This window comes from Streptomyces durhamensis, assembly GCF_000725475.1.
Lineage (GTDB): Bacteria > Actinomycetota > Actinomycetes > Streptomycetales > Streptomycetaceae > Streptomyces > Streptomyces filipinensis.
Map to the genome: position 1 here is coordinate 17439 of NZ_JNXR01000020.1, position 18608 is coordinate 36046.

The following is an 18608-nucleotide window of genomic DNA, read 5'->3' on the forward strand; positions in this document are numbered from 1 at the left end:
TCGCGGGGTCCGGCACGCACCGGCGCTCACTTCAGCAGCCGGGACAGTCTGCGGTCCGCCAGGGGCTTGCCGCCCGTCTGGCAGGTGGGGCAGTACTGCAGCGAGGAGTCGCTGAAGGAGACCTCGCGGATGGTGTCGCCGCACACCGGGCACGCCTCGCCGGTGCGGCCGTGGACGCGCAGTCCGCCCTTCTTCTCGGCCTTCAGCCGTCCGGCGGCCACGCCCCGGGAGCGGTCGACCGCCTCGGTGAGCGTGCCGCGCAGCGCCCCGTACAGCCGGCGGGTCTCCTCGGGGGTCAGGGAGGCGGCGAGCTTGAACGGGGACATCTTCGCGGCGTGCAGGATCTCGTCACTGTAGGCGTTGCCCACGCCCGCGATCAGGGACTGGTCGCGCAGGGCGCCCTTCAGCTGGCGTCTCTCGTCCCTCAGCAGGGCGGCGAAGCGGTCCTCGGTGAAGTCGGCGGCGAGCGGGTCCGGGCCGAGGCGGGCGATGCCCTCGACCTGCCGCGGATCACGGACGACGTACACCGCGAGGCGTTTTTGGGTGCCGGCCTCGGTGAGGTCGAAGCCCTCGCCGGTCTCCAGCGCCACGCGCAGCGCGAGCGGTCCCTTGCCCGGCTTGGGCGGGCCGTCGGGCAGCCGGTCCTTCCACTGCAGCCAGCCGGCCCGGGCCAGATGGGTCACCAGGTGCAGCCCGCTGTCCGCCGCCAGGTCCAGGAACTTGCCGTGCCGGCGCACGGCCGTCACCTCGCCGCCCTCGAAGGCGGTGACGGGAGGGTCGTACGTCTTCAGGACGCTGACCGCGACCGGCAGCACCCGCACCACCCGGCGGCCGACCAGGTGCTCGGTGAGGAAGTCCTTGAGCGCTTCTACCTCGGGCAGTTCCGGCATACGTCCAGAGTGCCATCCGGCTCCGGCCGTGCCAGGCGAGCCGCGTCAGACGCCCTGGCGGAACTCGCACCACACCGCCTTGCCGCCGCCGCGCGCCTCCACGCCCCAGGCGTCGGCGAGCATGTCCACGAGCAGCAGGCCCCGGCCGGAGACGCCGTCCTCCCCGGCCTCACGACGCCGTGGCAGGGCGCTGGAGGAGTCCTCGACCTCGATCCGCAGCCTGCGGTCGCCGTCACCGAGGGCCCGCAGGGTCACGATCGCGGAGCCTTCGGTGTGCATCAGCGCGTTGGTGATCAGCTCGTCGGCGACCAGCTCGATCTCGTCGGCGTGTTCGCGGTAGCCCCAGGACCGGACCGCGGCCCGGATCAGGTGCCGGGCCTGGGTGAGGGCCTCCGGGTCGCCGGGGGCCACGTGCTGCTGGAGCCGGCCGCCGGCCCGCGGGGCCTCCGGAACGCGCCGGCGCAGCAGGAGCAGCGCCACGTCGTCGTCGCCGCCCCGCTCCTCGGCCAGCTGGATCAGCCGGTCGGCGAGCTCCCGCACGTCCCCGGGGCCGTGCGTGACGAGCTCCGTCAGGCGGCGCATGCCGTCGTCGAGGTCGGTGCCGGGCTGTTCGATGAGCCCGTCGGTGCACAGCAGCAGGGTGTGACCGGGGTCGAGTTCGAGGGTGGAGACGGGGTACTCGAGGCGGCCGAACTCGGCGGACAGACCGAGCGGCAGCCCGCCCTCGACCGGGATCCGGCTGCAGGTCCCGTCGACCTGCCGGATCAGCGGGTCGATGTGCCCGGCGCGGACCGCCTGCATGACGCCGGTGGACAGGTCCGCCTCGGCGTACAGACAGGTGGCGAAGCGGTCGGTGTCGAGCTCGTGGAGGAAGACCGAGGCACGGGCCATCACGGTGGCCGGCGGGTGTCCCTCGGCGGCGTAGGCCCGCAGCACGATCCGCAGCTGGCCCATGACGGCCGCGGCGTGCGTGTCGTGGCCCTGGACGTCGCCGATGACCGCGCCCACCCGGCCGCCGGGCAGCGGGATCAGGTCGTACCAGTCGCCGCCGATGTCCCGGCCGAAGGTGCCCGCGGCGGCGCCCGCGCGGTAGCGCACGGCTATGTCGGCGCCGCGGACGCTGGGGATGGTGCGGGGCAGCATGGCCTGCTGGAGGCCCTCGGCGACGTCCTTCTCCTGCTCGTAGAGCATGGCCCGCTGCAGGCTCTGCGCGATGCTGGAGCCGAGCGCGACCAGGACGGCGCGTTCCTCGGTGGAGAAGCCGCGCCGGTCGTTGTAGAGCAGCCCCATCGCGCCGATCGGCCGGGCCTGGGCGATCAGCGGCAGATAGGCCGCCGAGGTGATGTGCAGGTCGGTGAGGTGCGGCCACAGGATCGGGTAGCCCTGGGCGAACTCCTCCGGGGACTCGATGAACCGCGGCACGAGTGTGCGGACGACCTCGCTCATCGGGTACGGCTCGTCGATCCGCGTGATCTGGGTGCCGGGGACGGAGGCACCGGCGGGTCCCTCGGCGACGAGCCGGATCCGGCCGGCCTCCACCAGTCCCATCACCAGGCTGGCCGCGCCGAGGTGGCGGATGCCGTGGGTGTTCTTGAGGGCATCGATGACGTCGTGGACGCTGCGGGCGTGGGCGAGGGCGGCGGAGACGGCCTGGACGACGTTCGTCTGCTGGCGGAACGCCTCGTCCTGGGCGGCCCGCAGGCTGCGTTCCGCGCTCTCGGCGAGCTCCTCGGTGGCGTCGCGGACGATGCCGACGACCCGGCGCGGGCGGCCGGTGGCGTCGCGGCGGATGTAGCCCTGGGTGTGGGTCCAGCGCGGGGTGCCGTCGCGGCGGCGGATGCGGAAGTAGGCCCCGTAGTTCTCGCTGCCGTCCTTGATGGCCCGCGCCACCGCCGCGTCCAGCCGGGCCGCCTCGGGCGGCGGCACCCGCAGGACCAGTGACTCGGGGCGCCCGTCGTACTCCTCGGGCAGCAGGTCGAACACCTGGTACGCCTGGGCGTCCATGTGGAGCAGACCCGTGTCCAGGTCCCAGTCGAACGTGCCCATGCGGTTGAGCGCCAGGATCGGATCCGGGTGGGCGGGCCAGTCCCCGGACAGTGACACGGCACTCGCTCCCCGCTCTGCCATGGGCCCACCTTGCCAGGATTCGTGCGATTCTTCGACCTGATCGTCCAAGGGTTTCGGGGAGTGCAGCGGCGGGTGGGGGGCGGGCTCAGCCGCCGGGGAGATCCGTACGGGTGCCGCGGGTGGCGCCGTGCGTCGTCCCGGACACCGCGGCCGGCCGGGAGCTGGACGGGGCGTCCGGGCCCGGTCCGCCGTCGGACAGGCCGGGGGCGGCGGGCAGGTCCGCGGGGTCCGGCGGGTGGGAGACGGCGGGCAGGTCCGCGGGCCCGGCGGGTGGGGAGGCGGCGGGCAGGCCGAAATCGTCGAGCGGGCCGGCGTCGGGCCCGGGGTCGGGGTGGGCGTCGGGCGGGGCCGGAGCGGGACCGAGGAAGGGCGGGGTCAGCGGGACGGACGTGGCGGGCTCCGTGGTGGTCCGCCCGGCGAACGGATCCAGGGCCGTCGGGAGGAGCGCCGCCGGCGGCCTGCCGGCCGCACCCGGCGGGGTTCCGGGCCCGCTCACCGCCGGACGGGGCCGGGCGTCGTACGGGGGTGGGGTGGCGGCGGCCGTGGTGGCCGTCGGGGCGGGGATGTCGCCGGGTGCGGTGGCGGCCCCGGCGGGCGCGGGTACGACCTGGTCGTCGCGTACGTCATGGCCGATCCTGCGTCGGATCCAGGTGCGGGCGCCGGCGTTGACGATGGTGATGCTGGTGACGGCCCGGGGCGCCGGGGTCACCGCGATCACCTGGCCGGGCCGGTAGCCGGACCAGGCGCTGCCGCGGGCACCGAAGCCACCGCGGGCCGGCGCGGGCCATCCCAGCGGATTGCCGCAGGCGCAGCGCACCCGGGGCACGCCCCGGTCGTCGACGAGGACGGCGGTACCGGCCTGCAGCACGGCCTGGTGCCCCACCGCCTTCCCGGCGCGGTAGCCGTGGCTGGTGACCCGGGTGTCGGCGCGCAGCACGACCGGGGTCAGGCCGTGCAGATAGCCGGGAATGCCGCTCGCGGGGACACCGGCCGCGCGGGCGAAGGCCTCCCCCCGGTCCCGGTCCGCCGTCAGGTAGGCGATCTGCCGCTGGACGTCACAGCCGGCGACGCCCGCGGTGCCGCCGTAGAGGCCGGGAGTGGCGCCGGACAGGACGCGTACCGCGCTCAGGGGCGCGGCGACCAGTGCGGCGGGCAGCGCCGGCCCGGAGGAGGTGGCCGGGGGCGGCCCGGTGGAGCTGACGCCCGGGGTCCCGGTCGCGGTGGGAGCGGCGCCGCGCGCATCGGGTGCCGCCGGCTCGCCGGTCCCGGTCACCGTGGAACCGGTGAAGGGGTCGGGGCCCTGGGCCGCCGCGGGCACGAGGTAGACGTCCCCGCCCATCCGGGCCGCCTTGACACCGGGGTGCACGCAGCCGGCGACGAGGAGCATCGCCGAGAGGGCGCAGGCCGCGACGATGGATCCGGTGGATATCCGCACCGTACACTCCGCATCACTGTGGGTGACTTCCCCTCATTGTGTGCATCGCGCCCGTCGGCCTGGCAACTCGGGGAAGGTCATGATGAGGACGACACCCGTGCTGTAGCCGGGACGAAGGGCGCGCACCGTCGTGAACTGGTTCACCGCTGCCGATTACTGGCTGAGCCGACTGGTCCTCCAGCGGGCTCTGGCCGCCCTGTACCTGGTCGGCTTCCTGACGGCGGCACTGCAGTTCCGCGCCCTGCTGGGGGAACGCGGCATGCTGCCGATCCCCCGGTTCGTGGCGCGGATCCCCTTCACCCGGGCCCCGAGCCTGTTCCAGCTGCACTATTCCGACCGCTTCTTCGCCGGCTGCGCCTGGGCCGGCTGCGCGGTGTCGGCGGCCCTGCTCGCCGGCGCGGACTCGCTGCTGCCCCTCTGGGCCGGGATCCTGCTGTGGCTGGTGCCGTGGGCGCTGTACCTGTCGGTCGTCAACGTCGGGCAGACCTGGTACGCGTTCGGCTGGGAGTCGCTGCTGCTGGAGACGGGCTTCCTGGCCGCGTTCCTCGGCAACGACGAGGTGGCGCCGCCGGTCGTGGTGCTGTTCCTGCTGCGCTGGATCCTGTTCCGGGTGGAGTTCGGCGCCGGGCTGATCAAGATGCGCGGCGACGCGTGCTGGCGGAAGCTGACCTGCCTGGACTACCACCACGAGACCCAGCCCATGCCGGGCCCGCTGAGCTGGTTCTTCCACCATCTGCCGAAGCCGCTGCACCGGGTGGAGGTGGCCGCGAACCACGTCACCCAACTGGTCGTACCGGTGCTGTTGTTCACCCCGCAGCCGATCGCCTCGGCCGCCGCCGCCCTGATGATCGTCACCCAGCTGTGGCTGGTGCTGTCGGGCAACTTCTCCTGGCTGAACTGGATCACCATCGTGCTGGCCCTGTCCGCGCTCCGGATCCCCGCGTCCGCGCCGTCCGTGCCGCCGGCACCGCTGTGGTACGAGGTCCTGGTGCTCGCGGTCGCCGCGCTGCTGGTCTTCCTGAGCTACCACCCGGTGGTCAACATGATCTCCCGCCGCCAGGTCATGAACCGCTCCTTCGATCCGCTGCACCTGGTGAACACCTACGGCGCGTTCGGCAGCGTCAGCCGGATCCGCTACGAGGTGGTGGTCGAGGGCACGCTGGACGCCGTACCGCGCGAGGACTCGGACTGGCGGGAGTACGAGTTCCGGGGCAAGCCCGGTGACACCCGGCACTGGCCGCGTCAGTTCGCCCCCTACCATCTGCGCCTGGACTGGCTGATGTGGTTCGCGGCGCTGTCCCCGGGCTATGCCGGCGACTGGTTCGGCGGTCTGGTGGAACGCCTGCTGGAGAACGACCGCGACACCCTGCGCCTGCTGCGCCGCTCCCCCTTCCCGCCCCACACCCCGCCCCGCTACGTCCGGGCCCGCCTCTTCCGCTACCGCTACACCAGCTGGCGCGAGCTGCGGGAGTCGGGTGCGTGCTGGGAGCGGACGTACGTGCGCGAGTATCTGCCCCCGACGCGGCTGGCGGCGGTGGCCCGGCAGTCGTGAGCGGGTGGGGCCGCCGGGGACGGTCTACGGGGCCGGTGGCGTTACGGCGGGGGCCGGGTGGGACCGTGTGCGGTAGCGGCTGCGGAACTCGGCCAGCAGCTCGTCGGTCGCCTCGGCCCCGGCGCTCACGGCGGCGTGCACGTCACGGAAGTAGTCCTCGTAGCCGGCCGGGGTGTAGAGGCACAGGGCGCGTGCCGGGACCGGGCCGGCGTTGCGGAAGCCGTGCGGGGTGCCGCGGGTGGCGGCGAGCAGGTGTCCGGGGCCGGCCGTCAGCTCGCCGTCGCCGGTGTGGAGCGTCAACTCGCCTTCAAGGACGTAGAAGTACTCGTCGTGTCCGTCGTGCACATGTGGCCGGGCGCCGACCGTGCCGGGCGCGAGGGTGAACTCCTCGAAGGCGAAGTGCCCGCCCGTGTGCTCGCCGGTGAGCCGGAAGAAGTGCGCGACACCGGCGACGTCGATGAGTTCGCCATCCTCCGGGCGGCGCAGCAACGCACGGGCCGGCGTGGGGGTCTGATGATCGGTCATGCCGGTCATTGTCACCCACCGGACCGACAGCCGGTCACAGGCCGTAGACGGCGGTGGCGGTGCCGCCGAAGAGGGCCCTGCGTTCCGCCTCGCCGAGGCCGGCGGTCAACTCGGCAGCGACGGCGTGCACGTCGGCGTAGGTGGCCGCCAGCGTGCACACCGGCCAGTCGGAGCCGAACATCAGACGGTCCGGGCCGAAGGCCTCCAGGGCCGTGTCCGTGTACGGCCGCAGGTCGGCCGTCGTCCAGCCGGCGGGGTCGGCCTCGGTGACGAGGCCGGAGAGTTTGGCGACGGTGTTGGGCAGGGCGGCGAGCGCGCGCAGGGCCGACGCCCAGGGTTCGCGGTCCCCCGCGGCGATCGGTGGTTTGCCCAAGTGGTCCAGGGCGAACACCAGTTGGGGCAGCGATGCGGCCACCCCGGCGCAGGCCGGGAGCTGGTGGGGCAGGACGACCAGGTCGTACACCAGCCCCGCCGCCGCCACGGCCGCGAGCCCGCGCCGTACGTCCTCGCGCAGCAGCCACTCGGGGTCCGGTTCGCCCTGGACCTGGTGCCGGACGCCCTTCAGGAAGGTTCCGCCGGGGAGCTCGCGCAGGCGGGCGAGCTCGTCGGCGACGTCCGCGCGGGTGAGGTCGGTCCAGCCCACCACGCCGGCGATCAGCTCCTGTCCGGCCGCCAGGGCGAGGAACTCCGGGGTCTCCTCCGCGACGGTGACCGTCTGCACCAGGACGGTACGGTCCACTCCGGCCGCGCGGGCCTCGGGCTCCAGGTCGGCGAGCGTGAAGGTGCGGCGCAACGGCTCGAGGCCGGGCCCTTTGATCCAGTCCTGGTCGCGCACGGACAGGTCCCAGACATGGTGGTGGGCGTCGACGCTCATGGCAGCTCCCGGACAAAGGGCAGCAGGCCGGACTCCCGCAGCTCCTGCCAGAACTCGGGCGGGACCTTGGCCGCGAACTGGTCGGCGCAGTCATGGACTTCGGGCGCGGAACGGGGCCCGGGCAGCACGCAGGCGACGGCCGGGTGGGCGCAGGCGAAGGCCAGCGCGGCGGCGCGCAGGGTGGTGCCGTGCCGCTCGGCGACCGCCTTCATGCGCAGGGCGCGGACCAGCAACTCCCGTGGCGCCCGCATGTAGTCGTACGTCGCCCCGGGGGCCGGGTCCGCCAGCAGGCCCGAGTTGAAGACGCCGCCGAGGACCACCGCCACACCGTGCTCGGCGGCCGTGGGCAGCAGAGCGGTTCCGGCGCTCTGGTCGAGCAGGGTGTAGCGGCCCGCGCACAGGACCACGTCGACGTCGGTGTCGCGGACGAACCGGGTGAGCGTCCCGGCCTGGTTCATGCCCGCGCCGATCGCGCCGACGACGCCTTCGGCGCGCAGCCGCTCCAGGGCCGGGTAGCCCTCGCGGAAGGCCTGCTCGGTGTGGTCGTCGGGGTCGTGCAGGTAGACGACGTCGACCCGGTCCAGGCCGAGGCGGGTGAGGGAGGCCTCCAGGGTGCGGCGGACGCCGTCGGCGCTGAAGTCCCGGACGCGGCGGTGGGTGGCGGGTACGGCGAAGCCGTGGGCCAGGTCGTCGCCGGTGCCGTCGGCGGGGTCGAGGCGGCGGCCGACCTTGGTGGAGACCGTGTAGCCGGCGCGGTCGTACCCGCGCAGGGCCGCGCCGAGCCGGCGTTCGGACAGGCCGAGGCCGTAGTGCGGAGCCGTGTCGAAGTACCGGATGCCGCGCTGCCAGGCGGCGCGTACGGCGTCGTGGGCCTGTTCGTCGTCCAGCGGGGTGTAGAGGTTGCCTAGCGCCGCGGCGCCGAAGCCGAGCGGGGTGACCTCTACGCCGCTGCGGCCGAGCCGCCTCACCGGCCCACCGGTCGCAGCCGGAGGCCCTGCATGCCACCGTCGACGGCGAGGGCGGTGCCGGTGGTGGCGCCCGACAGGGGGCTGGCCAGGTAGGCGACGGCGCCCGCCACTTCGGCGGCGGTGACGAGGCGGCCGGTGGGCTGGCGGGCCTGGAGGGCGGCGCGTTCGGCGGCCGGGTCGGGGGCCGCCTCCAGCAGCCGGCCGATCCACGGGGTGTCCGCCGTACCGGGGTTGACGCAGTTGACGCGGATGCCCTCGCGGACGTGGTCGGCGGCCATGGCGAGGGTCAGGGAGTACACGGCGCCCTTGGTGGCGCTGTAGAGGGCGCGCCGGGGCAGTCCGGCGGTGGCGGCGACGGAGCAGGTGTTGACGATCGCCGCATGGTCCGAGCGGCGCAGGTGCGGGAGGGCGGCGCGGGCGGTGCGGACCATGCCGAGGACGTTGACGTCGAAGACGCGTTGCCACTCGGTGTCGTCGTTGTCCTCGATCGTGCCCTGGGCGCCGATCCCGGCGTTGTTGACCAGGATGTCCAGGCCGCCGAGGCATTCGGCGGCCCGGTCCACGGCGGCGCGGACCGAGGCGTCGTCGGTGACGTCGGCGCGGTGGGCGGTCAGCGGCCTGTCGACACCCGTCGTGTCCCGGTCGAGGACGGCGACCCGGGCGCCGCGCGCGGCGAGGAGGTCGGCGGTGGCCCGGCCGATGCCGGACGCTCCGCCGGTGACCAATGCCCTCAGGCCCTCGAAGTCGCTCATGCGGCCTGTCCCTTCCGGGTGTCGGGGTCGGCGGCCCAGTAGGTGCCGCCGGGGAACGTGTAGCGCGCGAGGGACTCCGGGCGCAGGGCGGCGGAGAATCCGGGCGCGGTGGGTGCGCTGTAGTGGCCGTCGCGGACGACGACGGGGGTGACGAAGTGCTCGTGGAGGTGGTCGACGTACTCGATGACCCGGTCCTCGGTGGTGCCCGAGACCGCCAGGTAGTCGAACATCGACAGGTGCTGAACGAGTTCGCACAGGCCGACCCCGCCCGCGTGCGGGCAGACCGGCACGCCGAACTTGGCGGCGAGCAGCAGGATGGCGAGGTTCTCGTTGACGCCGGCGACGCGGGCCGCGTCGATCTGGACGATGTCGAGGGCGCCCGCCTGGAGCAGCTGCTTGAAGACGATCCGGTTGTGCACGTGTTCGCCGGTGGCGACCTTCACGGGGGCCACGGCGCGGCGGATCGCGGCGTGGCCGAGCACGTCGTCGGGGCTGGTGGGCTCCTCGATCCAGTACGGGCCGAACTCGGCGAGTGCCCTGGTCCAGCGGATCGCCTCGTCGACGTTCCAGCGCTGGTTGGCGTCCACGGCGAGCCGGATGTCCGGTCCGACGGCCGCGCGGGCGACCCGGCAGCGCCGGATGTCGTCGTCGAGGTCGGCCCCGACCTTCAGCTTGATCTGTGTGAAGCCGTCGGTGACGGCCTGTGCGGCGAGCCGGCTCAGCTTGGCGTCGTCGTAGCCGAGCCAGCCCGGGGAGGTGGTGTAGGCGGGGTAGCCGCGCTCCAGCAGCCGGGCCCGCCGCGTCTCGCTGCCTTCCCGGCCGCGTCCGAGGAGGTCGAGGGCCTCGGCGGGGGTGAGCGCGTCCGCGATGTAGCGGAAGTCGATCTGTCCGACCAGCCACGCGGGTTCGGCGTCGGCGAGCAGCCGCCACAGCGGCTTGCCTGCCCGCCGGGCGGCGAGGTCCCAGACGGCGTTGACGACGGCCCCGATCGCCATGTGCATCACGCCCTTCTCGGGGCCGAGCCAGCGCAGCTGGCTGTCGCCGATCAGATCTCGCAGGAGCGAGCCCGGGTCGGCGCACAGCCGGGCCACGTCACGGCCGAGCACATGGTCCCGCAGCGCGTCGATCGCGGCGACCTGGACGTCGTTGCCCCGCCCGATGGTGAAGACGAACCCGTGTCCCTCGTGCCCGTCGGCGGCGTCGGTGCGCAGCACGACGTAGGCCGCCGAGTAGTCGGGGTCCGGGTTCATCGCGTCGGAGCCGTCCAGCTCGCGCGAGGTGGGGAAACGGATGTCGTGGGTGTCGACCGCGGTGACGCGGGCGGGGGCCTGGGACACGGAAGTCCTTTCCGTCGGCTGTCGGTGACAGGGCGTCAGTCCTCAGCGCGGCCGGTCGTCACGCGGGCGATCACGAGGGCGAGGAGGATGATCCCGCCGTAGATGGCCTGGATCCAGAACGAGGGGACCTGGGCGAGGGTGAGCAGGTTCTGTACGACGCCCAGGAGGACGACGCCGGTCAGCGCGCCGAACATGGTGCCCCTGCCGCCGTCCAGGCTGATGCCGCCGATCACCGCGGCCGCGAACACGGTGAAGATCATGTTCTGGCCCTGGTTGGCGCTGATCGCGCCGACGTACCCGGTCTGCAGCAGGCCTCCGACCGAGGCGAGCACACCGGCGACGACGTACACGCCGAGCGTCACCCGGTCCACGCGGATCCCGGCCGCGCGGGCGGCGTCCGGGTTGCCGCCGATCGCGTAGAGGGCGCGACCTGTGCGGTGGTACTTCAGCACGGACCCGGCGACCGCGAAGGCGGCCGCGGCGAGCCACACGGACAGCGGGACGCCGAGGAAGGTGGTGGTCGCCAGGGAGTAGAAGCTGTCGGGCATGCCGAACAGGGTCTTGCCCTTGGTGGCGCCGACGAGCAGACCGCGCAGCACGATGAGCATGGCGAGCGTGACGATGAACGCGTTGAGCCGGAACTTCACGACGAGGACGCCGTTGAAGGCTCCGACGGCCGCCCCGGCCACGGGGACCGCGAGCAGGGCGACGCCGGCCGGGAGGCCGGTGTCCCAGCCGGACTGGCTCGCGGGCAGCACCAGCAGGGCGCCGACGGCCGGTGCGATGCCGACGACCGACTCCAGGGACAGGTCGAACTTGCCGGTGATCAGCACGAGGGACTCGGCGAGCACGACCATCGCGAGCGCGGCGGAGGCGCCGAGGATCGAGATCTGGTTCCGTTCGGTGAGGAACGAGTCGTTGACCACGGCACCGAGCACCATGAGCAGCAGCAGGGCGGGGACCAGGGCGAGTTCTCGGGCCCGGCGCAGCAGGAGCGCCCTGGAGCCGCCGGCGGCGCGCGCATCCCGAGCGGGCGGGGTGGTCGGGGTGGCCGCGGCCTTCGTCTCAGTCACCGGGTCCCCCTGCGGAGGGGCCGGGGGTGTTCCCCGGGGCGATGCGGTGGCCATGGTCAACTCCTTCGATGGAGGCGATCAGTTCGTGGTCGCGCCAGCCCGCCGGGTGCTCGGCGACGACACGGCCGTGGAAGAGGACGAGGACGCGGTCGCAGCGGCGCAGGTCGTCGAGTTCGTCGGAGACGACGAGGACGGCGGTGCCGTCGTCGCGGGCGCTGTCCATGCGGGCGAGCAGCGACTCCTTGGACTTCACGTCGACGCCGGCGGTGGGGTTGATCAGTACCAGCAGGCGGGGGCCGGAGGCGAGGGCGCGGGCCATGACCACCTTCTGGGCATTGCCGCCGGACAGGTCGGACACGGGCTGGTCGGGGCCTTCGGTGTGGATGTCGAGGCGGTCGATCAGCTCGGCGGCGAAGCGGCGCCGTGCGTCGGTGGTGACGAACCCGGCCCGGCCGAGCCGGTCCAGCACGCTCAGCGTGGCGTTGTCGCCGATGCTCATGCCGGACACCAGTCCCTGCTCGTGCCGGTCGCGCGGGACACAGCCGACCCCGGCCCGCAGCGCGGCCCGTACGTCCCCGAACGGCAGCCTCTCGCCGTCCAGTCGAGCGGTGCCTTCGGTCGGGGTGTGCAGCCCGGCGAAGGTCTCGGCCAGTTCGGTCTTGCCGCTGCCGCTGGAGCCGGCGAGTCCGACCACCTCGCCGCGGCGGACGGTGAGGTCCACGCTCCGGTACGCCGGTGAGGTGAGCCCGCGCGCCTCCAGCAGCACGGGGGCAGCGGTGTCGACCGCTCTGCCGGGGCGGGGCCGTTCGGCGACGGACTCCCCGGCCATGGCTTCCACCAGCGCGGCCTTCGGCAGGTCGGCGACGGGGGCGGTGGTGATCCAGCGGGCGTCGCGCAGCACGGTGACCGTCTGGCAGACCTCGTACACCTCCTGGAGGTGGTGGGAGATGAACAGGAAGGTGACGCCGGAGTCCTGCAGGGAGCGCATGCGGGTGAAGAGCCGCTCGATCTCGCGGTTGTCGAGCTGGGCGGTGGGTTCGTCCAGCACGATGAACCGGGCGCCGAGGCTCAGCGCCCGTGCGATCTCGACCAGCTGGCGGTCCTCGACCCGGAGGTCGGCGGTGCGTGCCCCGGGATCGACGCGCACGTCCCAGGTGGCGAGGAGCTCGGCGGCCTCACGGCGCAGCCGGCGCCAGCGGATGACGCCGCGGCCGGCCGGCTGCCGGTTGAGGAACAGGTTCTCGGCGACCGTGAGCTCCGGGACGACCGTGGGCTTCTGGTAGACGCAGGCCACCTTGCGGCGCCAGGCGTTCCGGTCGGCGAGCGGCGGCGCCGGCTCGCCGTCGAAGCGGACGGTGCCCGCGTCCGGGGCCTGGAGGCCGGTGAGGACGGCGACCAGGGTGGACTTGCCGGCGCCGTTGCGGCCGACCAGCGCGTGGGACTCGCCCGGCCGGACGGTGAGCCGGCCGTCGGCGAGGGCGACGGTGGGGCCGTACCGTTTGACGACGGCCTCGGCTTGAACGAGTGGGGTACTCATCCGACCGTGTTGCCCCACAGCCCGGGGTCGTCGACGTTCGCCTTGGTGACCAGCGGCGCGGGCAGCTGGTCCTCCAGGATGCCGCCGGGCAGCCTCACGATCGTGGAGCCGTGGTCGGTGGGCCCGGGCTTGAAGGTCTTCCCGGCCATCGCCGCCTTGATGTAGTACAGGCCGTACTTGGCGTAGGCGTCGGCGGGCTGTGAGACGGTGGCGTCGATCTGGCCCTTGCGGATGGCGTCGAACTCCTGCGGGATGCCGTCGTTGGAGACGATGGCGATGTGGCCCTTCTGTCCGGCCGGTTTCAGCATGTTCTTGGACTTCAGGGTCTGCAGGGCCGGTGCGAGATAGACGCCCCCGGCCTGCAGGTAGATGCCCTTGATGTCGGGGTCGGCGTTCAGCAGGGTGTCGAGCCTGGCGGCGGCGGTGTCGGACTCCCACTTGGCGGGGATCTCCAGCACCTTGAGCTTCGGGTACTTCTTCCGCACGCAGGACCGGAAGGCCGCGGAGCGGTCGCGGCCGTTGACGGAGGCGAGGTCGCCCATGACCTGCACGACCTTGCCGCTGCTCACATGCCGTCCGAGGTAGTCGCAGGCCTTCTCGCCGTAGGCGACGTTGTCGGCGCGCACGACCATGGCGACCTTGCCCTTGTCGGGCGCGACGTCCACGGCGACGACCGGGACGCCCTTGCGTTCGGCCTGGTCGAGTCCGGCCTGGACGGCGGCGCTGTCCAGCGGGGCGACGACCAGCCCGCGGACGCCCTGGGTGAGTTCGTTGCCGATGTCGGTGATCTGCTGGGACGGGTCGCTGTTGGAGTTGACCGTCTTCAGCACCTCGACGCCCTCGGACTTGGCCATCTTGGGCACGTAGTCGTTGTACGACTGCCAGAACGGCGAGGTGAGCAGCGGCAGGACCACGCCGACCTTGCCGGTGCCCCCGCTGCCGGCGCCCGCGGTGTCCTTGGTGCTGCCGCAGGCGGCGAGCACGAGCGAGGCGCCGGCGGCCAGGGCCGCCGCGCCGATGATCCGGGACCTGCTGCGCTTCCTGACCGTGCTGGCGGGCATCTCGTGGCTCCTCGTCGAGGGTGTTCGAGCAGACGCCGCATACTTATCAGACCACTTGGGCGGGACGACACCCTCGTGACGCAGAAATTCCCGGAACTCTCCGATAGTGGTCGGACCACTTCCGTGGATACACTGCGACGCATCCGGCGACTGAAGGAGCGGCGTGGACGAGGCAGCCCCGCAGAAGGGCACGGTGACCCAGCGCGCCATCGAGGAGATCAAGGCGATGATCGCCGAGGGCCGGCTGGAGCCGGGCCAGCGGCTGCCCACCGAGCGGGACCTCGCGGCCCGGCTGGGCATCTCCCGCAGCTCGATGCGGGAGGCGATCCGCGCGCTGACCGTGATGGGCGTCCTGGAGGCCCGGCACGGCTCCGGCATCTACGTCACCGCGCTGGAGGCCGGCGACCTGCTGGAGACCTTCGGGGTGGTCGCGGACCTGTCGCGCGGACCGCGCCTGGTGGAGCTCCTGGAAGTGCGCAGGATCCTGGAGTCGACGGCGACCGCGCTGGCCGCCGCGCGCATCACCGAGGACCGACTGGCCGCCGTGGAGAAGCACGTGGCGGCGATGAACGCCACCGACGATCCCGAGGAGATCCTCGCCCACGACCTCGCCTTCCACCGCGAGGTCGCCGCCGCCGCCGGCAACGAGACCATGGCCGCGATCCTGGAGGGCCTGTCCTCGCGCACCTTCCGCGCCCGCGTCTGGCGCGGCTACCAGGAGGAGGGCGCCTTCGCCCGCACCCGCCGCGAACACGCCGCCATCCACCGCGCCCTCGCCGCCCGCGACCCGGAGGCGGCCAGGGCGGCGGCAGCGGCCCACGTGGGCGAGGTGGAGGAGTGGCTCAGGACGCAGCTGGGGCCCTGACCGGCCCGCTCGGTCAGGATCCCGAGGGCAGGGGCGGTTCCGGGCGTCCGCTCTGCGCGTCGGACCAGGCGCGCAGCTCGTTCGCCCCGACCTCCTCGACCACCGTCTGCAGTGCCTGCCGGGCCGCCGCGTCCCGTTCGCTCTCGGGCAGGAGCAGGTAGCGGTCGAGTGCCCGGCGCAACGACTCCCGCGCCTGCGCGGCCAGCACCCAGCGCGAGCCGGCGCCGTAGAGCTGACGCAGGCCGGTGAAGAAGACGGCGCCGCCCGCGGTCAGCGCGGTCAGCCAGGCCGGAGCGTGCAGACCGGCGGCAACGACCGTCACCGACGTGGTGAGCAGAGCGCCGAACTCGGTGACGCGGTGCAGCCGCCTGGCCCGGTCACAGGTCCGCGCGTAGAACCCCAGCTCCCTGCGGACGAGAGCCAGCAGCGGATCCGGCTCCGCGGCCCAGGAGTTGTCGGCGGCCCTTCTTCGTCTCATCGGCACATCATCACGGCTGTACCCGCGCCGGGGAAAGCCCCGCCGGTGGCAGGGGCGCCGCGCCGGACGCCCCTGCCCACGGCGGGTTCACGCCCTGCGCAACCTCAGGGTCACCAGCTCGAACGGCCGCAGCCGTACGGTGATCCGCCCGCCGTCGCGCACCGGTGGCTCGGTGTCGCCGCCCGGCCGCTCCAGCAGGTCCGTCACGGTGACGTCCGCGACCTCGAAACCTGCCGTGAGGGTGGCACGGGCCCGGCCGCCGTGCGCCTCGTGGAAGCGGACCACCACGTCACCGCTGCCGTCGTCGGCGAGCTTCACCGCCGTGACCACGACGGCGTCGTGGTCGACCGTGACCAGCGGGGTGACCTCGCGGGCGCCGGTCAGGCGGCGTTCCGGCAGGTTGATCCGCCAGCCCTCGCGGACCGCGTCGGCGATCGAGGCGCCCGGGACCAGGGCGTGCCGGAAGCGGTGGACACCCTGGTCGGTCTCGGGGTCGGGGAAGCGCGGGGCGCGCAGGAGGGAGACGCGGAGCGTGGTCGTCGTACCGCGGTCGCCTTCGGTGCGCACCGCGCGGGTCACGTCGTGGCCGTACGTCGAGTCGTTGACGACCGCCACGCCCCAGCCGGGTTCCGCCAGGTGGACGAAGCGGTGGTTGCACGCCTCGAACTTGGCCGCCTCCCAGGAAGTGTTGGTGTGCGTGGGGCGGAAGACATGCCCGAACTGGGTCTCGGACGCGTACCGTTCGGCATGCAGGTCGAGCGGGAAGGCCAGTTTCAGGAACTTCTCCGTCTCGTGCCAGTCGACCTCGGTGTCGATCACCAGCCGACGCTCGCCGGGCGGCAGCGACAGCACCTGGGTGACCCGTGAGCCGCCGAAGGAACGGACGGTGCGCACCGACATCCCGTCCGCACCGGCGCGCACCTCGTCCGCGTCCGTCAGGTCCGTGACCGTGTTGCGGTAGAACTCGTCCACGTCCCAGGCGTCCCACATGTTCGGGAAGTCCTGGTGGAGCTGGAGGAGGCCGGCGGCCCTGCCGGGGGCGACGGTCTCGCGGTCGGCGGCGATGTCGTAGGCGGAGACGATCAGGCCCCGGGCGTCGATCCGGACCCGGAGCAGGCCGTTGTCCAGGACGTGTCCGCCGTCGGCCCGCGCCGCCAGGCTCGTGCCGCGCGGCGGCCGGCATGCCGCGGCGCCCCCGGCGGGAACGCCGTCACGGCTGTGCGGGGCCGCGTTGAAGACCAGGTCCTGGTCCCCTTCGCCGGCCAGTGCGCGCTGGGCGGCGGCGATGACGCCGTTCAGTTCGCGGGCGATCCGCTCGTAGGTCTCCCGCGCCTCCCGGTGCACCCAGGCGATGGAGGAGCCGGGCAGGATGTCGTGGAACTGGTGCAGCAGGACCGTCTTCCAGATCCGGTCCAGTTCCTCGTAGGGGTAGGGGTATCCGGTGCGTACGGCCGCGGTGGCCGCCCACAGCTCGGCCTCCCGCAGCAGGTGTTCGCTGCGCCGGTTGCCCTGCTTGGTCTTCGCCTGGCTGGTCAGGGTGGCGCGGTGCAGTTCGAGGTACAGCTCGCCGACCCAGACCGGCGGTTCCCGGTACTCGGCCTCGGCCTGCTCGAAGAAGGCGCGGGGTGTCTCCCAGACGACCGTGGCCGAGCCTTCGAGGTCGCGCAGCCGGGCCGCCTTGGCGACCATCTCACGGGTCGTGCCGCCGCCCCCGTCGCCCCAGCCGGTGGGCGCGAGCGAGTGCCGGGCCCGGCCCTTGTCCTTGAAGTTCCGTGCCGCGTGGGCGATCTCGCCGCCCTTCATGGAGCAGTTGTAGGTGTCCACGGGCGGGAAGTGGGTGAAGATCCTGGTGCCGTCGATGCCCTCCCACCAGAAGGTGTGGTGCGGGAACGCGTTCGTCCGCGACCACGAGATCTTCTGGGTCAGCAGCCACCGGGATCCGGCCGCCTTGATGATCTGCGGGAGTCCGGCGGCGAACCCGAAGGTGTCCGGCAGCCAGGCCTCCTCGTTCTCGATGCCGAACTCGTCGAGGAAGAACCGCTTGCCGTGCACGAACTGCCGGGCCATCGCCTCCGAGCCCGGCATGTTGGTGTCCGACTCCACCCACATCCCGCCGGCCGGCACGAACCGCCCCTCGGCCACTGCCTTCTTCACCCGCGCCCACACCTCGGGCCGGTGCTCCTTCACCCACGCCCACTGCTGAGCCTGGGACATGGCGAAGACGAACTCCGGCTCGTCCTCGATCAGCGCGGTCATGTTGGCGGTCGTACGGGCCACCTTGCGGACCGTCTCGCGCAGCGGCCACAGCCACGCCGAGTCGATGTGCGCGTGCCCGACGGCGCTGATCCGGTGCGCGGACGGCACGGCGGGGGCCGACAGCACCCCGGTGAGCCGCTCCCTCGCCCGGTCGGCCGTGCCGTTCACGTCCTGGAGGTCGACGGCGTCCAGGGCCCGCTCGACCGCGCGCAGGATGTCGTACCGCCGCGCGGAGTCCACGGGCAGCTCGGCCATCAGCTCGCCGAGCACCTCCAGGTCCAGCACGAGCCGCCACACCGACTCGTCGAAGACGGCGAGGTCCATGCGGGTGAGCGTGTACTGCGGCTGGTCGCCGGCCGTCTCCCGGTCGCCGAGCCGGGTGGGCACGAAGGGGTGGTAGTCGAGGATGACCGGGTTGGAGGCGGCCTCGATGTGCAGGCGCACCTCCTCGCCGCCCTCGACGGGCGCGCCGATCCGCACCCACTGGTTGCGCGGGTTCAGGCCCTTCACCGGGGTGCCGTCGGGCCGGTAGACCAGGCCCTCGCACTGGAAGCCGGGCATGTTCTCGTCGAAGCCCAGGTCCAGCAGGGCCTCGACGGTCCTCCCGGCCCAGGCCTCGGGCACGGTCCCGGTCACCCGGAACCAGCTGGTGCCCCAGGGAGCACCCCAGCGGGCGCCGGCCTCGACGGGCTCCGGCTCGGCGGCGAGTCCCTCCGCGACCGGTACCGGCTCGCCGGGCGCGTGCCAGACCGCGACCCGCAGCGGCACGGACTCGGGGTACACGGCGGGTCGGATGCGTTCGTCGAGGACACGACGGAGGCGGGCTTCCACCAGAGTGCGGTCGTCATGCATGCGAGATGCTCCCTGCGGATCACGGG

At 73.2% G+C, this 18608-nt stretch carries 15 protein-coding genes; 2 read left to right on the forward strand and 13 right to left on the reverse strand.

What is annotated here, in order from left to right; genetic code table 11:
* Positions 1-26: 26 nt before the first annotated feature.
* The 3 genes from IO33_RS0128435 to IO33_RS0128445 all read right to left on the reverse strand — a co-directional run bounded on the left by IO33_RS0128435 (position 27) and on the right by IO33_RS0128445 (position 4452).
* Entirely contained in the window at positions 27-890 is an 864-nt protein-coding gene (locus IO33_RS0128435) for an Fpg/Nei family DNA glycosylase (RefSeq protein ID WP_031170113.1), read from the reverse strand.
* Between the two features lie 45 nt (positions 891-935).
* The gene (locus tag IO33_RS0128440; RefSeq protein ID WP_031170115.1) at positions 936-3017 is read right to left on the reverse strand and encodes a SpoIIE family protein phosphatase; all 2082 of its coding nucleotides are present in this window, start codon (positions 3015-3017) and stop codon (positions 936-938) included.
* An 85-nt stretch (positions 3018-3102) separates the two neighbouring features.
* Positions 3103-4452 carry a DUF6777 domain-containing protein gene (locus tag IO33_RS0128445; protein ID WP_031170117.1) on the reverse strand — a complete coding sequence of 450 codons (1350 nt, stop codon included), beginning with the start codon at positions 4450-4452 and terminating at the stop codon, positions 3103-3105.
* Between the two features lie 130 nt (positions 4453-4582).
* Here IO33_RS0128445 and IO33_RS0128450 point away from each other — a divergent pair, with 130 nt between their 5' ends.
* A complete protein-coding gene (locus IO33_RS0128450) occupies positions 4583-6004 on the forward strand; it encodes a lipase maturation factor family protein (protein ID WP_031170119.1) in 1422 nt (473 codons plus the stop codon).
* A 24-nt stretch (positions 6005-6028) separates the two neighbouring features.
* On the opposite strand, the gene IO33_RS0128455 is transcribed toward IO33_RS0128450, so the two are convergent.
* From IO33_RS0128455 to IO33_RS0128490, 8 genes are read right to left on the reverse strand one after another with little or no spacing between them, the layout of a single operon-like run.
* Positions 6029-6529, reverse strand: a complete 501-nt coding sequence (locus IO33_RS0128455) for a cupin domain-containing protein (RefSeq protein WP_051927011.1) — start codon at positions 6527-6529, stop codon at positions 6029-6031.
* 34 nt (positions 6530-6563) lie between these two features.
* The gene (locus IO33_RS0128460; protein ID WP_031170123.1) at positions 6564-7403 is read right to left on the reverse strand and encodes an amidohydrolase family protein; all 840 of its coding nucleotides are present in this window, start codon (positions 7401-7403) and stop codon (positions 6564-6566) included.
* Positions 7400-8371, reverse strand: coding sequence for an aldo/keto reductase (locus IO33_RS0128465; RefSeq protein ID WP_031170125.1), 972 nt, complete (start codon positions 8369-8371; stop codon positions 7400-7402). The genes IO33_RS0128460 and IO33_RS0128465 overlap by 4 nt, the downstream gene beginning before the upstream one ends.
* Positions 8368-9123, reverse strand: coding sequence for an SDR family NAD(P)-dependent oxidoreductase (locus IO33_RS0128470; RefSeq protein WP_031170127.1), 756 nt, complete (start codon positions 9121-9123; stop codon positions 8368-8370). The genes IO33_RS0128465 and IO33_RS0128470 overlap by 4 nt, the downstream gene beginning before the upstream one ends.
* Positions 9120-10460 (reverse strand): L-fuconate dehydratase, encoded by a 1341-nt coding sequence (locus IO33_RS0128475; protein ID WP_031170129.1) that lies wholly within the window; start codon positions 10458-10460, stop codon positions 9120-9122. The genes IO33_RS0128470 and IO33_RS0128475 overlap by 4 nt, the downstream gene beginning before the upstream one ends.
* 35 nt (positions 10461-10495) lie before the next feature.
* Positions 10496-11533, reverse strand: a complete 1038-nt coding sequence (locus IO33_RS0128480) for an ABC transporter permease (RefSeq protein ID WP_031170131.1) — start codon at positions 11531-11533, stop codon at positions 10496-10498.
* Complete coding sequence (locus IO33_RS0128485; protein ID WP_031170133.1) at positions 11526-13070, reverse strand: sugar ABC transporter ATP-binding protein; 1545 nt, start codon at positions 13068-13070, stop codon at positions 11526-11528. Before IO33_RS0128485 ends, IO33_RS0128480 begins: the two co-directional genes overlap by 8 nt.
* The gene (locus tag IO33_RS0128490) at positions 13067-14131 is read right to left on the reverse strand and encodes a sugar ABC transporter substrate-binding protein (protein ID WP_031170134.1); all 1065 of its coding nucleotides are present in this window, start codon (positions 14129-14131) and stop codon (positions 13067-13069) included. Before IO33_RS0128490 ends, IO33_RS0128485 begins: the two co-directional genes overlap by 4 nt.
* A gap of 163 nt (positions 14132-14294) precedes the next feature.
* Between IO33_RS0128490 and IO33_RS0128495 the strand changes: the two genes are divergently transcribed.
* Entirely contained in the window at positions 14295-14996 is a 702-nt protein-coding gene (locus IO33_RS0128495; RefSeq protein ID WP_031170135.1) for a FadR/GntR family transcriptional regulator, read from the forward strand.
* A 13-nt stretch (positions 14997-15009) separates the two neighbouring features.
* Here IO33_RS0128495 and IO33_RS0128500 read toward each other — a convergent pair whose 3' ends face one another.
* Positions 15010-15474 (reverse strand): DUF4231 domain-containing protein, encoded by a 465-nt coding sequence (locus IO33_RS0128500; RefSeq protein WP_031170136.1) that lies wholly within the window; start codon positions 15472-15474, stop codon positions 15010-15012.
* Positions 15475-15561: 87 nt separating this feature from the next.
* Entirely contained in the window at positions 15562-18582 is a 3021-nt protein-coding gene (locus tag IO33_RS0128505) for an alpha-mannosidase (protein WP_031170138.1), read from the reverse strand.
* Between the last annotated feature and the right edge of the window lie 26 nt (positions 18583-18608).